This window comes from Streptococcus mitis (genome assembly GCF_023109235.1).
Lineage (GTDB): Bacteria > Bacillota > Bacilli > Lactobacillales > Streptococcaceae > Streptococcus > Streptococcus mitis_DA.
Genome location: NZ_JALDUC010000001.1, coordinates 228,444 through 245,759, shown reverse-complemented (window position 1 = coordinate 245,759; position 17,316 = coordinate 228,444). Strand labels below are relative to the sequence as shown.

Annotated in this window: 15 protein-coding genes and 1 pseudogene; 5 read left to right on the top strand and 11 right to left on the bottom strand. The window is 35.0% G+C overall.

Annotation, left to right across the window (positions count from 1 at the left end):
- Window positions 1-12: 12 nt before the first annotated feature.
- The gene (locus M1F55_RS01220) at window positions 13-591 is read left to right on the top strand and encodes a DUF3278 domain-containing protein (protein WP_000711238.1); all 579 of its coding nucleotides are present in this window, start codon (window positions 13-15) and stop codon (window positions 589-591) included.
- Entirely contained in the window at window positions 588-1,064 is a 477-nt protein-coding gene (locus M1F55_RS01215; protein ID WP_247947093.1) for a glutathione peroxidase, read from the top strand. Before M1F55_RS01220 ends, M1F55_RS01215 begins: the two co-directional genes overlap by 4 nt.
- A 141-nt stretch (window positions 1,065-1,205) precedes the next feature.
- Here M1F55_RS01215 and M1F55_RS01210 read toward each other — a convergent pair whose 3' ends face one another.
- The 10 genes from M1F55_RS01210 to M1F55_RS01165 all read right to left on the bottom strand — a co-directional run bounded on the left by M1F55_RS01210 (window position 1,206) and on the right by M1F55_RS01165 (window position 12,641).
- Complete coding sequence (locus tag M1F55_RS01210) at window positions 1,206-1,499, bottom strand: DUF5960 family protein (protein ID WP_000196991.1); 294 nt, start codon at window positions 1,497-1,499, stop codon at window positions 1,206-1,208.
- Complete coding sequence (locus M1F55_RS01205; RefSeq protein ID WP_247947092.1) at window positions 1,492-1,854, bottom strand: hypothetical protein; 363 nt, start codon at window positions 1,852-1,854, stop codon at window positions 1,492-1,494. Before M1F55_RS01205 ends, M1F55_RS01210 begins: the two co-directional genes overlap by 8 nt.
- Entirely contained in the window at window positions 1,851-3,266 is a 1,416-nt protein-coding gene (locus M1F55_RS01200; protein ID WP_247947091.1) for a Y-family DNA polymerase, read from the bottom strand. Before M1F55_RS01200 ends, M1F55_RS01205 begins: the two co-directional genes overlap by 4 nt.
- Window positions 3,267-3,269: 3 nt before the next feature.
- On the bottom strand, window positions 3,270-3,956 hold the full coding sequence (locus tag M1F55_RS01195; protein ID WP_247947090.1) for an XRE family transcriptional regulator: 687 nt from the start codon (window positions 3,954-3,956) through the stop codon (window positions 3,270-3,272).
- A 370-nt stretch (window positions 3,957-4,326) separates the two neighbouring features.
- Complete coding sequence (locus M1F55_RS01190; RefSeq protein ID WP_247947089.1) at window positions 4,327-5,799, bottom strand: peptide MFS transporter; 1,473 nt, start codon at window positions 5,797-5,799, stop codon at window positions 4,327-4,329.
- Between the two features lie 375 nt (window positions 5,800-6,174).
- Window positions 6,175-8,388, bottom strand: a complete 2,214-nt coding sequence (locus M1F55_RS01185; RefSeq protein WP_247947088.1) for a glycoside hydrolase family 31 protein — start codon at window positions 8,386-8,388, stop codon at window positions 6,175-6,177.
- A complete protein-coding gene (locus M1F55_RS01180; protein ID WP_227325534.1) occupies window positions 8,385-9,029 on the bottom strand; it encodes a DUF624 domain-containing protein in 645 nt (214 codons plus the stop codon). The genes M1F55_RS01185 and M1F55_RS01180 overlap by 4 nt, the downstream gene beginning before the upstream one ends.
- A 205-nt stretch (window positions 9,030-9,234) precedes the next feature.
- Window positions 9,235-10,800, bottom strand: a complete 1,566-nt coding sequence (locus M1F55_RS01175) for a type 2 periplasmic-binding domain-containing protein (protein WP_227325533.1) — start codon at window positions 10,798-10,800, stop codon at window positions 9,235-9,237.
- 9 nt (window positions 10,801-10,809) lie between these two features.
- Window positions 10,810-11,706, bottom strand: a complete 897-nt coding sequence (locus M1F55_RS01170; RefSeq protein ID WP_001267167.1) for a carbohydrate ABC transporter permease — start codon at window positions 11,704-11,706, stop codon at window positions 10,810-10,812.
- A 17-nt stretch (window positions 11,707-11,723) separates the two neighbouring features.
- A complete protein-coding gene (locus M1F55_RS01165; protein ID WP_227325532.1) occupies window positions 11,724-12,641 on the bottom strand; it encodes an ABC transporter permease in 918 nt (305 codons plus the stop codon).
- A 201-nt stretch (window positions 12,642-12,842) separates the two neighbouring features.
- Between M1F55_RS01165 and M1F55_RS01160 the strand changes: the two genes are divergently transcribed.
- The 3 genes and pseudogenes from M1F55_RS01160 to M1F55_RS01150 form a co-directional block, all read left to right on the top strand.
- The gene (locus tag M1F55_RS01160; protein WP_247947087.1) at window positions 12,843-14,513 is read left to right on the top strand and encodes a sensor histidine kinase; all 1,671 of its coding nucleotides are present in this window, start codon (window positions 12,843-12,845) and stop codon (window positions 14,511-14,513) included.
- Window positions 14,494-16,032 carry a response regulator transcription factor gene (locus M1F55_RS01155; RefSeq protein ID WP_227325530.1) on the top strand — a complete coding sequence of 513 codons (1,539 nt, stop codon included), beginning with the start codon at window positions 14,494-14,496 and terminating at the stop codon, window positions 16,030-16,032. Before M1F55_RS01160 ends, M1F55_RS01155 begins: the two co-directional genes overlap by 20 nt.
- 451 nt (window positions 16,033-16,483) lie before the next feature.
- A pseudogene (locus tag M1F55_RS01150) lies at window positions 16,484-16,816 on the top strand (tyrosine-type recombinase/integrase); the annotation flags it as partial.
- Window positions 16,817-16,914: 98 nt separating this feature from the next.
- On the opposite strand, the gene rpsI reads toward M1F55_RS01150, so the two are convergent.
- Entirely contained in the window at window positions 16,915-17,307 is a 393-nt protein-coding gene (gene rpsI, locus M1F55_RS01145; protein ID WP_000075975.1) for a 30S ribosomal protein S9, read from the bottom strand.
- Window positions 17,308-17,316 lie beyond the last annotated feature (9 nt).

Genomic DNA, 17,316 nt, shown 5'->3' with positions numbered 1-17,316 from the left:
GAGAAATCACCCATGAAAAAAGAAGACTTAACAACTCGCTTACTTCGAAATTTCTTTCATATCCAAGGGCCTTTTGATGAATGCCGTCAAGAGGTTATCTACAAGGCTTGCGCCCGTTCCATGATCCAAATCTTTTACTCTTCCTTCATTCTCTTCCTATTCTATATTTTGTTCGGAAGCTTTATAGAAATTGTTCGAAATGTTATGCCCTACATCTATTTTGGACTCATTTTGTTCATGAGTATAAAAGCTCAAAAAGCCGTCCAAGAGCTTCATCTTGAAAAGGATGACAAATCAGAAATCATCCTCAAAACCTACAGCAAAGCCCAAATCAAATTCCGAAGCTGGATTGTGTTTATCGGTATTCAGATTGGCTTCTTTACCTTACTCATCTTTCATAAAGTCTTCGTTCAACAGATGTCCCTTTCAGATTTTGGAAAGTTGCTCATGCAATTCGATAAAAGTATTCCTTTCCTGATGTATAGCCTGATTATCGGAAGCATTTTTGGAACCCTGACCTACGGATTTCTATCACTACAGGAGGAGAAAACTCCTAAAAATACCAAACAGAAGGAGAAAAGCAAGCAATGACTTCACTATACGATTTTTCAGTCTTGAACCAAGACAAGCAAGAAACTCCACTAGATGCCTATCGTGGTAAGGTTCTCTTGGTTGTCAATACTGCTACTGGATGCGGTTTAACGCCCCAGTACCAAGGTCTCCAAGAACTCTACGACCGCTATCAAGACCAAGGTTTTGAGATTTTAGACTTCCCTTGCAATCAGTTTATGGGACAAGCACCAGGCAGCGCAGAAGAAATCAACAGCTTCTGTAGCCTACATTATCAAACCACCTTCCCACGTTTTGCCAAGATCAAGGTCAACGGTAAGGAGGCAGATCCCCTCTATGTTTGGTTGAAAGACCAGAAATCTGGCCCGCTGGGAAAACGAGTCGAATGGAATTTCGCTAAGTTTCTCATCGGTCGTGATGGGCAGGTTTTTGAACGCTTCTCTTCAAAAACAGACCCAAAACAAATTGAAGAGGCGATACAAAAACTACTATAATTCACAATCTCACTATGATTAGGTTTCCTTTAGCCTAATGAATAGTGAAATTTTTTGATGGGCTTTAACTTAAATAGAAAAACACCCCATGATATGAATCATGAAGTGTTGTAAAAATGATACATTCATACAGACAAGGCACTACTGACTGCTATTCTTGACTCCTGAGTATGTATAGGTCCTATTTCTAGGACACGCTTTTTCCGTTACCACCCTAAAATAAAAGCTATGCTCCCGCCCATCCTTGGCATTTTCCTTGTTTAAGACAAAGTAGTTTTTCTGATTCATCGCCATGGTTCGTAGGATGTCATCAATCAAGAAAGTCAAGGGTACGTTCATGGCAGAGTATTTTTGAAAATCCTCTTCAAAATGAATATAGTTATCTGAAAAATAATCCATCTGCAGTTTGTTTTCATACAGCTCTTTTCTAGTCATAAACTCCCTCCTCCCACAATCGAATTTCTAGGATATCTGCAACATCTATCAACCTATATCCCTCGTTTGTCCTAATAGATAGAGTCTGAGGCGATAACTCTCTCACCACACCGATGATAGTGGTTTTCTGCTTCTTTTCCTTTAGCACAAAACTTCCCCTAAGTTGGCCAACATAAAGCTGAGAAAGTAAATGTAGTTTCTCAACTGGGTCCAAATCTATCGAAAAATCAACACGGTTGTTTTCTTCACTGAGCGAACTGGTGTGTTCTGAGAGGTAAAATCCCATCCACTTCTGCATACCTGGATCTTGATAATCTCGCGCAGATTGAAAGGGTAAATAAGAACGATCAATCATTTTAATCCATCTAATCCTCCAGCAGAATGTCCCTCAATCAGCTTGCTTCTAGCAAGACTCCTAGAGGCTTCTTCCAGTGCATTGGCTCTTAAAAGGGAAGTGAAACCAAATTGTTCCCGAATGGAGTCAATAGCCGTCTGGAGCCTTTCTTCTTTTTCTAACTTGTCAACATCATCAAAGAGGGAGATCAAACCAAAGGACTCGTCTACAAATCCTGAATAGTTGACTCCGACACTTCTGACCGCCCCAGAAGTGTATTTGTTATGAAATAAGTTCAAAACATAATCCGTTAAGATAGCTGTATTATTGGTCGGTTCGACCTTCATTTGTGTGTGAATAGACGGCCTAACCTCCTGTTTAGAGAAACCGACATAGATAGAGACAAGGGTTGTTTTCTTGCCAGACCTTCTCAATCTAATAGCCACCTGCTCCGCCATTTCTCGGAGAATAATTTCAATATCCCGTAACTTCACGTAGTCTCTCGGCAAGATTTGAGAATTTCCCAAACCTTGGGACTTGGCTTTATAGGGTTTATGAACATTACTCTCATCAATCCCGTTAGCATGAAACCACAAACGCAGGCCAGCCTGACCCAGAGCTTTTTTTAGCTGGTCAGGATTGCTGGTTGCCAATTCCTTGATGGAAAAAATCCCCAGAGCATGCAAGCGTTTCTCCATCCGCCTGCCAATTCCCCAAAAGTCGGTCATCTTGGGAATGAACCAGACCTTCTCTTCCACATCCTGGTAAGACCAGTTGGCCCTCATGGTCGGAGTGTGCTTGGCTTCATTATCCAGAGCCAACTTGGCCAGTAAGGGATTGGCATTTGACATACCTACTGTAGAGTAGATCCCTGTCTGCCTCCAAATATCCCTCTGAATACGAGCAGAAAGCATATCCAGCTTGTCTTTGCGAGAGAGACTCTTATCTGGGATAAAATAGTTGAGCGAACTAGTCAGGTCAATAAAGCCCTCATCGATAGAGTAAGGATAAATATCATCTGGACTGCCATAGTTTTGAAAGATTCGCTGGATTTCCATATTGACTGCAATGTACTCGTCCATTCGAGGAGGGACAATCAAGGTCACTTGAGCCCAATCTTCGATGTAGCGAACATAGTCCGAGTCAGTCGGTAGCCCTTGCTTTCGAGCATTGTAATAGGAAAATTTTCGCGTTTTGATATCAAAAGGCAAATCATAGGCCCGACCAACATTTGACTGGCCAAAAATCTTCTTAAACATGGGAGAGGAGGCTAGGATAAGACCAGTTGAATTATCCGCGCGACTCATGACACAAAGCGAGGTTTTCAGCGGATGCAATCCTCTTTTCACACACTCAACACTGGCATAAAAGGATTTCATATCGACAAAGGCAATGTCACTTTTGGGCTCTCTGGAATAATCAAAGTAGCCCATTGGCTAGCCCTCCATCGGCACAAAGTTCCCAACGATAATCCCCACAATCCGAGGATCTTCCTCATAGGAGATGAAAATATCCTTGTATTTAGGATTGATAGAGACCAGACGCAATCCATTCTCCTCTCGATAGACCCGTTTGATATAGGTCTGGTTGTTGCAAACCACTGCATAAACCGCCCCGTCATAGTCAAATCCTGTCTCTCGAATCAGAGCTACTGAACCATTTTGGTATTTAGGTTCCATGGAGTCCCCAGACACCCATGACGCAAAATCATGAGCCAACTCCTCATTAAAGTAAACCGTATCAAAATTCTGATCATCGTAGACCGAAGCCCCAATCCCTGCTGACATGCGTTCATAAACACGGTACTCGTAGAGGCGCTCTGGCATAGCTGTCACTTTGTGGGCTTGCTCCTCTTGAGATAGGTTGCGAGCATAGAGAACAACCTTCTCCTGCCCTTGCTTGGAGAGGCTATGGTAGAGACGGACAATCTCGATCTGAGTAAAATATCCTTTGGGTACTTTTAAAATGTTCTCTAGCTGAGCTACCTTCTCCTTAGACGGTTCTTTGATTCCACGTTCCCAAGCTGAGTAAGCCTGGAAACTAATCCCAAGTTGCTCTGCAATTTCCCTCTGTGTCAGTTTTAACTCTTTCCTCCGAGCCTTTAATTTTTCTGGCTGATACATACTTCACCTCCTATTATGATACTTTAATAGACATTATCTCCCTTAGAAAGACTAATCGATGCTTGAATTCAGATTTTTAAAACTCAACCAATATGGTTTAGTTTTATTATATAAAAAAAGTGAACAAATGTCTACTAGGAATATCAGAAACATCGTGAGTTTTATACTCAATGAAAATCAAAGAGCAAACTAGGAAACTAGCTGCAGGCTGTACTTGAGTACGGCAAGGCGACGTTGACGCGGTTTGAAGAGATTTTCGAAGAGTATTAATCAAACTAAAAGGACCTAGCCCTACACAATACAGAACTAAATCCTTTGAATAAATAATTGATCTAACTTTTAGAATCCCTACAGAAATTCCAGTTTTTCTCTATTTGATACCAGACATTAGTTTTTCAATACGTGGAACGTAGAAGAGTAAGATAATACTGAATACAATCGTAATTCCTCCAACAATTCCATAGTAAGCAACTTCAGTTTCGCTTGTATAAAATTTTACAATTTGAGCATTAATAGCTTGGGCAGCTGCATTACTCAAGAACCAGATAGACATCATTTGTGCTTGGAAGGATTTTGGTGCTAACTTTGTAGTGACTGATAGACCAATCGGCGAAATCAACATTTCCCCTACAATCACAATAGCCCAACTCATAATCAACCAGAGAGGACTGACCTTAACATCTGTCCCAAAGAGCATCCCTGGTAACATCATCCACAAGAAGGATAAACCTGCCGCAAATAAACCGTAAGCAAATTTCTTAGAAGAGGATGGTTGCTTTTTACCCATTTTCCCCCACAACCACGCAAAAATCGGCACATAAATCATAATGAAAAGTGGATTGATACTTTGGAAAAAGCTAGATGGGAAATGAATCTGATTCCCAAATACATTAAAGTAAAGTCGAGTTTGATCATCCGCAAATAGAGCGAGAACAACAGACCCCTGCTCCTCAATAGACCAGAAGAGTACTCCAGCGATAAATAAAGGAATGTAGGCAAATACTCGGGATCTCTCAGTAGCAGTTATTTTCTGACTAGATAAAATTTTGAAGAAATAGTAGATTGGAATAATTACAGCAATCACTGTAAAGATATTAACAATCATATCCACATTAAACTGGTGAGTAAAGACTAAACCTATAACCACGAGAATAATCACGACAAGTGCAATCAGCAAACGTTTAATCAAGATCTGCTGCTCCTTCTGTGAAAGTGGATCAGTGGGGTAAAGGCTTGATTCAGGCAGGTATTTCTTCCCATCCAAAACATACTTCACCAGGCCAAAGAACATTCCAATGGCAGCTAATGAGAAACCTAGATGGAAATTGACTTCCTGACCTAGATAACCCACTAGATAAGGGGCAACAAAGGCACCTAAGTTAATCCCAAAGACAAAGATACTAAAACCTGCATCTCGTCTATCATCTTCTTTCTCATAAATTCCCCCAACCATATCTGAGATATTGGGTTTTAAAAATCCAGTTCCAAAGATAATCAAGGCAATAGAAAGATAGAGAGCTACTTGTCCAAAAGGTGTTGCCAAAGCAATATGTCCTAGCATAATCAGAATCCCACCGTAAAAGACAGTCTTACGGCTTCCTAAAATACGGTCACTGACAAAACCACCGACAACCGAGGACAAAAATACCAGCGAGCCATAAATCGCCATAACCGATGCAGCCGTGGTCTTATCCATTCCCAATCCACCATCTTGCACACTATAGTACATATAGTAAAGTAGGATAGCTCGCATTCCATAGTAAGAAAAGCGTTCCCACATCTCTGTAAAGAAGAGGGTGGACAAGCCCATAGGATGTCCAAAAAATGTTTTCTGTTTTTCCATATATATTCTCCTTGAACGATATAATAATTCATTTTACAGAATTTTCAAATAAATGTCAAACAAATCCTGTTTGTTTTAGAAAATTTTCTGAAAAAATCACACGTCTCATACTTAATTCCACCATAAAAATCCATTTCAGACTAACTTCCACTTCGGTCAGGCAAGTGGAAGTTACTTTGAACAATCACCTTTAAAAATTTGCTCTTGTTTAGTTTAAAAAATATTTCAAACCTTGAAACATACTTATCCTTTCCTCTCCAGTAAACAAAAACACCCCTATACCAAGCTCGTATCTAGTGCAATACAAGTCCATAAGTATAGAGATGTAAAACTACTACACATTAAATAATAAAAATTGTGTACGAAATGTCTCAATTAGTTTTCGCTAGTAAATATCATTTCCAACAAACGCCCTCTCAATTCCTCATCTTGATGATGCAATATATTCATTAACTCATGAGAGTTTTTCGCATTGATGAATTGATTTAACAATCTATCTTTTAATTCATATGGAAGAGAAGCCGTCTTTAGTAGTCTAAAAACTTCATCATTTAGAGATGGCATTTTATTATCTTTGCATTCAAATCTAGCTGTATCATTCTTATTTGCTAATTCAATTATAGACACATTCGTTCCTTTAAAATGAATTCTATGTCTTCTATTACTTGGAACGATACTAGAAGCTCCTTGTAATGCTAACTCTACCATTCCCTTTTCCCAATCAATCGATAATCTTGTTTTATATCTTTGACCATTTTGATCTTCAATCATTTCAAAAGAATGTTGTTTGCCTGGGAATACATACCAATCTATAACTTCAGGTAAATCAACACCCATACCTATCTCAGAACCAACCAAGGGAATGATTGCACCACTTTTTGCAAACACAGGTATCGTCGAAATGTCTCTATAAACACTTAACTTCACACCACCTGTATATTTTTTCTCTGAAAAGAAGTCATACCATTCACCTTCAGGGAACCATACATCCACTTTTGCAGATTGGAATGCCAAATCCATCTTTTCTACAATGGGAGCCACCATCAGTTCTGTTCCAAAAAAGTATTGATTTGGAACATTATAGCTCTCATCATTCTCTGGGTAGAAATAATACATTGGACTAATTAATGGGGCACCTTCTTCATGTGTCTTTACATTCATAGTGTATAGATATGGAATCATCTGATGTCTCAAACGAAGGTATTTCTTCATAATCTTAGATGTTGTTTCTGAAAAAAACCAAGGTTCTTTACTATTAAAGGGACTTCTAGAACTATGTAATCGAGTAATCGGACTAAAAACACCAAACTGTAGCCATCTAGTTTGTAACTCTTCGTCATAATCCCCCAACATGTGTCCACCGATATCATGACTCCACCAACTATAACCGATATTAGATGCTGTCGCTGTAAAATAAGGTTGAAATCTTAACGAATTCCAACTAATAATGGTGTCACCTGAAAAACCAACAGGATAGCGGTGGCTTCCAGGACCTGCATATCTTGATAAAATCAAGCCACCTTCTTCATTTTTACAACTATCCTGATAGTGATAATGGTTTAAAAGCCATAGTGGATCCAACATACCTTGTGTCCCTTGTTGCCAGTCAATCCACCAAAAATCTACTCCCTGCTTTTCTAGCTCATAATGAACATCTTTAAAGTAGGATTCTCTAAAAGATGGATTAAAAAAATCAAAAATAGCAGGTTCTTCTAGTTCTACATTTAACCCCAATCGTTTTGCGACTTGAGGATAAGCTTCTTCATAAGCCCGTATACCATCAGCAGGATGGACATTTAAGGAAAGTTTTAACTTTCTATCATGAAGTTCTTGCAATAACTGTTCTGGATTTGGTATTAAGTTTCTATTCCAACTATATCCTGTCCAGCCACTTCCAAAACGGGCTGGAATGTCAGTTATATGCCAATCCATATCTAAAACACCGATAGATAATGGAATTTTCTCTGTTTTAAATCTATCTATTAAATTCAAATATTCATCCGACGTATAAGGCCAATACCTACTCCACCAATTACCTAAAGCATATCTTGGTAACAAAGGTGTTGAGCCAGTCAAATGGTAAAAGTCTCTGATTGCTCCTCTATAATCATGCCCATAGGCAAAGAAATACAGGTCAATTTGGTTTTCTCTCTCAATATAACCAGATTGTTCATCCCAAATAAATCCTTGAGAATCATCCAATAAGGCAATACCACTTCGACTAATAATTCCATCTTCTAATTGGATTGCTCCATCTGCCTCATCCAGAGTTCGAGCTGTTCCTTTTAACGTTTCAATAGATTCACCAAAATACCAGCGACTACCATATACGGCAAAATTTCCTTTTAATTCTATAAATAAATTTTCGGCGTTAAATTCTCCTTTATTAAAGTGCAAATGAAAATAGTTCGTCATAATATCTAGTACGTTTGATGTCTCAATAGAATCTAACGAAACTTCGCCAAAATCTCTATTATAGATAAGTTGTGTAGTTCTATCCTCAAAACTCCCAGTTTTAGAGTATTCTAACCTTACTAGCTTATCTGTTAATACAGAAATTCGATAAAACTCTCCCTTAAAAATTTTCAATTTGTTTCCCTCCTTTTAGTAAATTGCTTTACTTTATCAAACATTTTATTCGTTATCATTACATTCATCAATCCGCAAAAAGCAAATCCCCCAAATGTAAATACGTAAATAGCTGTTAAAACCCGTTCTGGACTACTGAAACTCATATACAGTACAGAAATATTAAATAAAACCAAAATAATAGCTTGTATTGGATTTAAAATACAAATTAATACGCTATTTACAATACTATTTTTTAGATTATCTTTAAATAGACCAATATAGGGATAAACAACACTCATAAAAAGTATTATAACAAATAAAAAGGGCAACACTAACAATAAACTATACTCTGAAAGTAAACTTGAATAGCCCCAAAGACAATAGTTCACATATAAAAGTAATTCTATTAGGAGGATAAACAACCAAATAAAAGTTGATTGTTTAAAATTTTGTCTAAAGATCCGAAAATAATGATAAGCAATATCGGTATCTTTACCTTTTAAAATACGATACCACATTGTCGTAAGAGAAGTTAGTGATGCTCCAATTGTAACTATTGGAATACAACTAACAATAAATAGAGTATTTAAAATAATTAAATCTGTCAAAAAAGTTAAAATTCTAACCACTTTTCCATCTAATGAAAATAATTTTTGCATAATAGATATCTCCATAAAATCGATTGTCTTAACTCTATATTTTATAATGTCAGCTGTACAAAAATATTACCTAAATTATTAAAAAAATATTTCCAAATTTCTTTAAAAATTAGAATAAAGGAAGCGAGATAATTTAATGTTATCAGTCTCGCTTCCTATAATTAGCTAGTCCCTTGTTCATACAACCAAGAGTTCATATAAAATATTACTCTTTGACTTCTTTTTGGTAACGATTATATGCTTCCTGTTGAATCTTCATAAATTCGTCCAATCCCATATTCTTAAGAGTTTCTTTGTATGAGTCCCATTCTTTTTCTATGCCGCCTTCAACTACCCATTTAGATGCTTGTTGTTTGACATAAGATTCAATACTCACATAGATTGATGATAATTTGTTAAGTTCTTCTTGTGAATAAATCACATTAGGGTAAGCTGGCAATGCAAATTGTTTCAAATCTTGGTCCATCTTCAATTTCAATCCATCACCTTGTGTTTGATCGATTTCTACGCGACTATTGATATCATCGCTTACGTATTTAGGACCAAAATCTCGAAGTGAATTAATCCATGCCCATTCATCAGCTGATTTACCATCCTTAGGAGGTAACACTTTAAACTTATCACCATTCTTTTCAGTAGCTATTCCAAATGATCCATAGAAATTCTGAATACTTGCTTCATCTGTATATAATTTATCCAACCATTTCAATAATTTAGCAGGGTTTTTGCTCTTATTTGTAATCAAAATTTCATTTCGACCATAGTTGTAATGATCTGGATCAGAAAAGACATATTGTTTACCATCCATACCTTTTAAAGCAGGTAGAGCAATATATTCACTGGAATGTAAGCCAAACGTTGCATCTGCTGTCCAACCACTAGAAACACCTACTCTAGATACTCCCTTATCCATACGTTTTGCTACACTCATAGAGGTATCTTCTGTAAAGATTTCCGGATCAATCAAACCTTTTTTATAAGATTCGTGCATTGCTGCAATCCCTTGTTTATAACTTTCTTCTGTACGAAGGTAGACTGGTTTTCCATCTTTTACAGACATTTCATATGTATTATCTGCCCCTAAACGATTATTGAACGGAAGAATATATGAGAATGTTGGATCAAAGTTTCCTGCTCCGAATGGAATTTCATCAGAAGCGTCTCCATTTCCGTTCGCATCTTTATCCTTAAATTCTTGTAGTACTTTTACTAAATCATCATAAGTTTCTGGAACCTTTAATCCTAGATTATCTAACCACTTTTTATTAATAAATAGCTGATTAGCTACAGTAGGACGCATCGGTAATTTTTTAGGTAGACTGTAGATATGACCATCAGGTGAAGTAATCATCGCTTTAATCTTAGGTTCTTTCTCCATAGCCTTAGTTAAATTTGGCATGTTTTCCTTGATTAAATCTTCCAATGGAATAAATAAAGATTGGTTCTGAGCAATTTCTGAATCTGTAAAAGCATTTGAACCTAAAAATGCATCTGGTAAATCTCCACTAGCAACCAACACAGATTTCTTATCTGCCCAATCTGCAGCTACAAGTGTATCCCATTTAACATCGATACCTGATTCTTTGGCAGAATCAGTTAGAAAACCTTTATGATAATCTTCTCCCCAGTCAGACCAACGAACAGTTGTAATTTTATAAGAATCTTCTCCAGATTTCTCATCCTTACTCGTATTAGTGGAATTTGCACAGGCTGTTAAGCCAGCAAGTGTAACTGTTCCTAAGAACAAATATGTAAATGATTTATTTTTCATGTTTTTCTCCTATTCTTTCAATGCGCCAATCATTACGCCTTGATTAAAATATTTCTGAACAAAGGGATACAACAACATAATCGGAGCGGTTGAAATAACAATTGCTGCATATTTCATCATATCTGCTTTGATACGAAGATCTGATGCCACTTCTCCTGTTGCTTGCGACTGTAACATTTGATTACTAATTAGTAAACGTCGTAAAATTAATTGCAATGGCTGTAAATTTTCATTCGTTAAATAAATTAAAGCATTAAACCACGAATTCCAAATACCAACTGCAGTCCAAAGTCCAATAACTGCAATAATAGCTTTTGATAAAGGAACGACTATCTTAATAAAATAACGAATTGTACCACAGCCATCAATTTGCGCAGCCTCCCACATCCCGTCTGGAATACTATTATTAAAGAATGTTCTAGCAACGATAATATTGTATGATGAAACTGCAAAAGGTATTACCATTACCCAAAATGTATCAATCAAGCCTACATTCTTTACTGTTAAGTAGGTAGGAATCAAGCCACCTGATACAAACATAGGGATTATGTATAGAATACTCATCCACTTTCTACCAACTAATTCTTTTCTAGATAAAGCATAACCAGCTGGAATATTGACTACTAAAGCAACTAAGGTACCAACAACAGTATATAAAATTGTATTTAGATAGCTACGTAAAAATAAAGGTTGTTGAATAAGACGTAAATATCCATCTAATTTCCATTCTCTTGGAATAAACCATACCTTCCCGTTTGCAACATCTGAAGGATTACTAAAAGATGCAATCACTACAAACCATAACGGATATACAATTAACAGGATAAGGAAAATTGCCAAACCATAGGTAACTATGTCAAATAATAATTCAGAGTTTGTTTTTCTTGATTTATGAAACCATCTCACCTTAAGCACTCCTTCCTTTAAAAAAGACCCGTTCTAGTATATCGTTTTGAGAACCAGTTGACAGATAGCAAAATTATTAGATTGACTACGGTGTTAAATAACCCTATAGCTGTCGAATAACTATACTGAAAATTCACCATACCAACTTTATAAACATAGGTCGAAATTATCTCACTTCCTGCTAAATTAAGAGGATTCTGTAATAGTAACACTTTCTCAAATCCTACACTCAACAAACTACCCGCTCTTAATATTAATAGAATCATAGCAGTCGGCAGAAGTAATGGTAATTCTATATGACGAATTTTTTGTAATCTAGAGGCACCATCCATAGTTGCAGCCTCATAATATGTAGGATCAATTGCAGAAAGAGCTGCTAGATAAATAATACTATCCCAACCAATATGTTGCCATACATCACTCCAAACATAAACACCTGCAAAACTACTAGGTTTTGATAAAAAATCTGGAATAGTGATTCCAACAGACTTAAATACATTCGCTAACAAACCACTAGTAGGAGATAAAAATAAGATAATCATCCCACACATAACCATTGTAGAGATAAAATGGGGTAAGTAAGTTGTCACTTGAAATATTTTTCTAAACTTCCCAACTCTTAACTGATTACTAATTATAGCTAGTATAATAGGTAAGGGGAATCCTACTACAATACTATAAAGTGAAATTTTTAATGTATTGAACATAGTTGTCCCGAATTGGAATGATGAGAAAAATTGAGTAAAGTACTTAAATCCTACCCACTGACTAGCAAAGATACCATTGGCTGGTGAATAGTCTTTAAATGCAATAATTAGTCCCAACATGGGAATATAGGAAAATAAAATTAATAGCAATATTGAAGGAAAAAGTAATATATATAACGGAATACTATGCTTTAATTTTATTTTATGAAGCTGAGATGCTACTTTCATTTTTTTCCTCCTATCTGATTTTCTACGATTATTTTACACCATATAAAATTCCCTTAATATAACTTTTTGGACTAGGTTTATCAATTTTTCAGTTTATCATTTCTGAGAACTATTACTTTTCCGACATCTTGATAAAACATATCTGTTTTGTACATGATATCATATTTTCAAAGTGATATAATTTAAATACGAGGCTAGTATATGAAATTAAATCGCGAGTTATCAAAAAAACATTCTATTCATTTTTTCTTTAAACTCCTACTTGTGCTACTATTGATAAATATTTTAATCAATATTGCTATGAGTAACATAACCAGAAATTTTATTAAAAACCAAAATATAGTACACTTACGTAGTTCAATTGAAATTTATGCTGACTCTGTTAATGAAAAATTACATTCTGCAGAGAGGTTTATGTATTCAACAATAACACACAGTGAAGATTTGGAAAAATTAAATCATGTACAAAAATTTTTAAACTATCAAGAAAGTCTAAAAAAAGTTCAAACTAGTTTTACAGAGTTTGAATATCAAAATGAAACCCATATGACATTCTTATTGGAAACAGATGCTACTAAACATTTTATCAATGTTTCCAATCTTTATATTCCATATGAAGATTATTTACTGTTAAAAACATATCTAAAATCACTAAGTAGCGATATAAGTGACCGTAAATGGAAAAATATAACTATTAAAGATAGCGAATACTTAGTTAAATCCGTTCATTACGAAGGAAAAATCATTTATGCAGTCATATCCTCAGAAGATATCCTAAAACCTCTCAATAAACTTAATATTGGTAATAATGGTAAACTCTCCCTAAAAGAGCCTAACAATATACCGTCCGCTAATTACCTAATTCATGCCCAAAATGAAAAAACGCATTTACCTTTCGATATTTATGTTTTAGTCGATTATGCCGAAGTCTTTAGAAATATCACACTCTTAGAAGTATTTTTATCAGCTGTTCCTATCATTATCACAATTTTATCAATCATCATTATCCTGTATATTCGTCAGTGGATGATTAAACCTATAACAAGACTCACTGAACGACTCTCTCAACTTGGAGATTCCATCCTCCCTTCTGAATTTTTTATATCTGAAGGTATACTAGAAATTGATAAGGCAAATGATAAACTTAATAAAGTAATATTTGACATGCAAGAATTAAAAATCCGGGAATACCATTCACAACTAGAACTTAAAAAGATTGAACTTAATTATCTAAAGAACCAAATCCGTCCGCATTTCTACCTAAATATGTTATCGATGATTCATAGTATGCTTCAAACCAAAAACTACAAGGAAATTGAAGATTTAACTATCCTAACTTCAAATTATCTCCGTCATTTATTTATGGCTAATCAAGATTTTTCAGAACTTAAAGATGAAGTTCAGCATATTAAAGATTATTTAGAAATACAACGAATTCGGTATGGAAATAGTATCAACTTTTCACTAGACTATAATGATGACCTACAAAATACTCTTGTCCCATCATTACTTTTACAAACATTTATTGAAAACACAATCAAACACGGTTTTTCATTTCAGGATTTATTTACAATTTTTCTATCAATAAAAAAAGTAAAAACTGAGAACTCAGATTATATTCAGATTTGTATCGAGGATAATGGTCCAGGTTTCTCTGAAGAAATTTTATCAAAACTAAATCAGAAACAGTCTCTAATAACAGAAGATGGACATCATATTGGGATCACAAACACCATCGAACGTTTAAATCTTCTCTATCCTAATGACTATAGTATTGCATTTGAAAATAATGAAGAAGGTGGGGCTAAAATTCTTTTACTTATTCCATACAAGATTATAAATGGAGGTTATAATGAACATCTTATTAGTTGATGACGATCGTTTTATCATTGAAGCTTTACGAGAGAAAATAAATTGGGCTAAACTACACATTAACACTGTTTATGTTGCCTATAGCCTCACTCAAGCTCAAAATATTATTAGAGAGAATCCTATTGATCTCATGATAAGCGATATAGAAATGCCTCAAGGTAGTGGCCTCGAACTCTTATCGTGGATTAGAAATGAAAAATATGATATAAAAACAATTTTTTTAACCAATTACGCCGACTTCAACTATGCTCAAAAAGCAATTGAATTGCAAAGCTTCGAATACTATCTAAAACCCATTAACTTTGAAAAATTAGAATTTATTATTCAAAAAGCCATTAGTAAAATTGAGAATCATAACTTAAACGGAAAAAATGATGCACTTTTACAAATAGAAGATAACTTCTGGTATGATTACCTTAGAAAACCTCAAATTTCTCGCATTGATGAGCTAGAAAATATAGCAAGCAAACAAGATTTTATTCTTCAAAAACACCAGTATTTTTTTCTTGCAGTTTTAACAATCAATCTTAATGAAGAAGATTATTCTACAGAAACTCCATCATGGACTTCTCAACTAAAAAGAGAACTTCAAAGAATTTCACAACCTTCTTATAAGCTGATAAGTCTATTCAAAATGGAAAGCCAGGTTGATCAATATGTTTGTCTCTTTAGAGTAGACTCATCCAAACGTAGTGACAAATTGGCATATGAGATTCATTCTCAAATTTCTAATAACTTTAGTAAATACTCAAACATTATATATAAGAGTTGCCATAAAATATCCGATATTTTATTTCATACCAAAGAACTCTACACTTATAATGAACAATATGTTTCTTATTGGAATACTATTACATGTGTTCCACATAGTTTTCCAACTTCCTTTAAAACAGAAACTCTTTCAATTACTTTTTTAGATACCTTAAGTGAATACGAATTAAGAGAAAAAATTAATTCACTTGCTTATAATTCTCAAATTCCTACTTTCACACTACAACAAATTTTACTAGATTGGACTCAACAAATAGGAATATATCTAGATCAAAATGGAATCTCGGCACATAAATTATTCCAAAACAGCACTCATGATTTCTTATTCCAACGACGCTTTCATTCAATTGAATCTTTTCAGGATTACTTTGATTATTACTGGTCACATGCTAAGAAATTTGCAACAAACATTGAAAACCAGAAAAATAGTATTCAACGCATTGTCGAATACATAGATCATCACTACTATGAAGATATAAATCGTTCTATATTAGCAGATATGGTTTATCTCAGCGCAGATCATTTAGCTAGAATTTTTAAAAAAGAAACTGGAGAAACTCTTGTTAAATATATAACGGATAAGCGAATTAATGCTGCTAAATCTCTCCTATCTCAAACAAATATCTCGATATCACAAGTATCTAGTCAAGTAGGGTATGATAACTATTCTTACTTCACCAAAATTTTTAAACAAAGAACTGGACTTTCCCCTGGAGATTACCGTAAAACTCATCAAAATAAAATTTGAGTAATCCAGACTACATCAATAAGTTCCAGTAACTTTGTTATAGAATTAATTCAACTATTATTTCAAAAATATTGTGTAAAAGATTAAGTAAATATATATATTATTAATCAAATCATCTCCAAGTAATACCAAAATTTCCTCAACCTCTAATGACATCAACATATAAATACCTGCTGAAGTTCTAAACTCAGCAGGTATTTATATCTCTTTTTGATTTTTAATGTTTACTAGCTAATATGAATTCAGAAAATAAATCATTTTTACTTTCTTTACATACCTAAAATCAACTCTAACAAACCAGATACTCAATCTAAATAACAACCAATACTAATTTATATAAGCAAAAAATAGACTCTTTCTTTAATTACGACATATTTTACAAAAAATTTGAGTGATTCGTTATTAAATTTTTGGACCAAAATTTGAGGGGGGGGGAGAAAAAATTGTTTTCAAACTAGCAAAATTTGGAATTATCCAATCCGATGAACAATATGTCTTTACTTATATCGATATAAAAGGTAATGTTAATAGCCCTCTACACTCTGACTATCTTAATAATAAAATGAAATCTGTAAAACGTCGTCATCCAGAACTTAAACATGCTACACCTCATAAATTACGACATACAGGAGAGACACCTGCAAAATAAGCAGAACTCTCACTCTAAGCTATTTCAGAACCTTTAACTCACAGTGATAAAGAAGTAACTAAGACTTATGTAAACACAAAAGATACTGTAAATCAGACTGTTGGAGAGATTGCTTATCGCAGTCTTAAAAAGTAATGGTGTGAAAAATGGTGTGAATTTTGCTAAAAATCATCAAAAAAACACCCCATGGTGTGAACCATGAAGTGTTGTAAATGCTGTATTGTAGCTGGTTCTTAACGTTTTGAGAACTGGCTAGCTTTACGAGCTTTCTTAAGACCTGGTTTCTTACGTTCAACTTTACGTGAGTCACGTGTAAGAAGTCCTGCGCGTTTCAATGAATCGCGGAAGTCTGGGTCTACTTGAAGAAGGGCACGAGCGATACCGTGACGGATAGCTCCTGATTGACCTGCGTATCCACCACCTACAACGTTAACGAAAACGTCGTATGAACCTGCAGTTGAAGTAACTGCGAATGGTTGGTTGATGACAAGACGAAGGTCAGCGTGTGGGATGTACTCTTCAACATCTTTTTTGTTAACAGTGATTTTACCAGTTCCTGGAACAAGGCGAACGCGTGCAACAGCGTTTTTACGACGTCCAGTACCTGTATATTGTGCTTGTGACATACTTTATTG

Bases quoted from the DNA above. Each gene is read 5' to 3' on its own strand.
- M1F55_RS01220 (WP_000711238.1), top strand. From the start codon at position 13: ATGAAAAAAGAAGACTTAACAACTCGCTTACTTCGAAATTTCTTTCAT.
- M1F55_RS01215 (WP_247947093.1), top strand. From the start codon at position 588: ATGACTTCACTATACGATTTTTCAGTCTTGAACCAAGACAAGCAAGAA.
- M1F55_RS01210 (WP_000196991.1), bottom strand. From the start codon at position 1,499: ATGACTAGAAAAGAGCTGTATGAAAACAAACTGCAGATGGATTATTTT.
- M1F55_RS01205 (WP_247947092.1), bottom strand. From the start codon at position 1,854: ATGATTGATCGTTCTTATTTACCCTTTCAATCTGCGCGAGATTATCAA.
- M1F55_RS01200 (WP_247947091.1), bottom strand. From the start codon at position 3,266: ATGGGCTACTTTGATTATTCCAGAGAGCCCAAAAGTGACATTGCCTTT.
- M1F55_RS01195 (WP_247947090.1), bottom strand. From the start codon at position 3,956: ATGTATCAGCCAGAAAAATTAAAGGCTCGGAGGAAAGAGTTAAAACTG.
- M1F55_RS01190 (WP_247947089.1), bottom strand. From the start codon at position 5,799: ATGGAAAAACAGAAAACATTTTTTGGACATCCTATGGGCTTGTCCACC.
- M1F55_RS01180 (WP_227325534.1), bottom strand. From the start codon at position 9,029: ATGCAAAAATTATTTTCATTAGATGGAAAAGTGGTTAGAATTTTAACT.
- M1F55_RS01175 (WP_227325533.1), bottom strand. From the start codon at position 10,800: ATGAAAAATAAATCATTTACATATTTGTTCTTAGGAACAGTTACACTT.
- M1F55_RS01165 (WP_227325532.1), bottom strand. From the start codon at position 12,641: ATGAAAGTAGCATCTCAGCTTCATAAAATAAAATTAAAGCATAGTATT.
- M1F55_RS01160 (WP_247947087.1), top strand. From the start codon at position 12,843: ATGAAATTAAATCGCGAGTTATCAAAAAAACATTCTATTCATTTTTTC.
- M1F55_RS01155 (WP_227325530.1), top strand. From the start codon at position 14,494: ATGAACATCTTATTAGTTGATGACGATCGTTTTATCATTGAAGCTTTA.
- rpsI (WP_000075975.1), bottom strand. From the start codon at position 17,307: ATGTCACAAGCACAATATACAGGTACTGGACGTCGTAAAAACGCTGTT.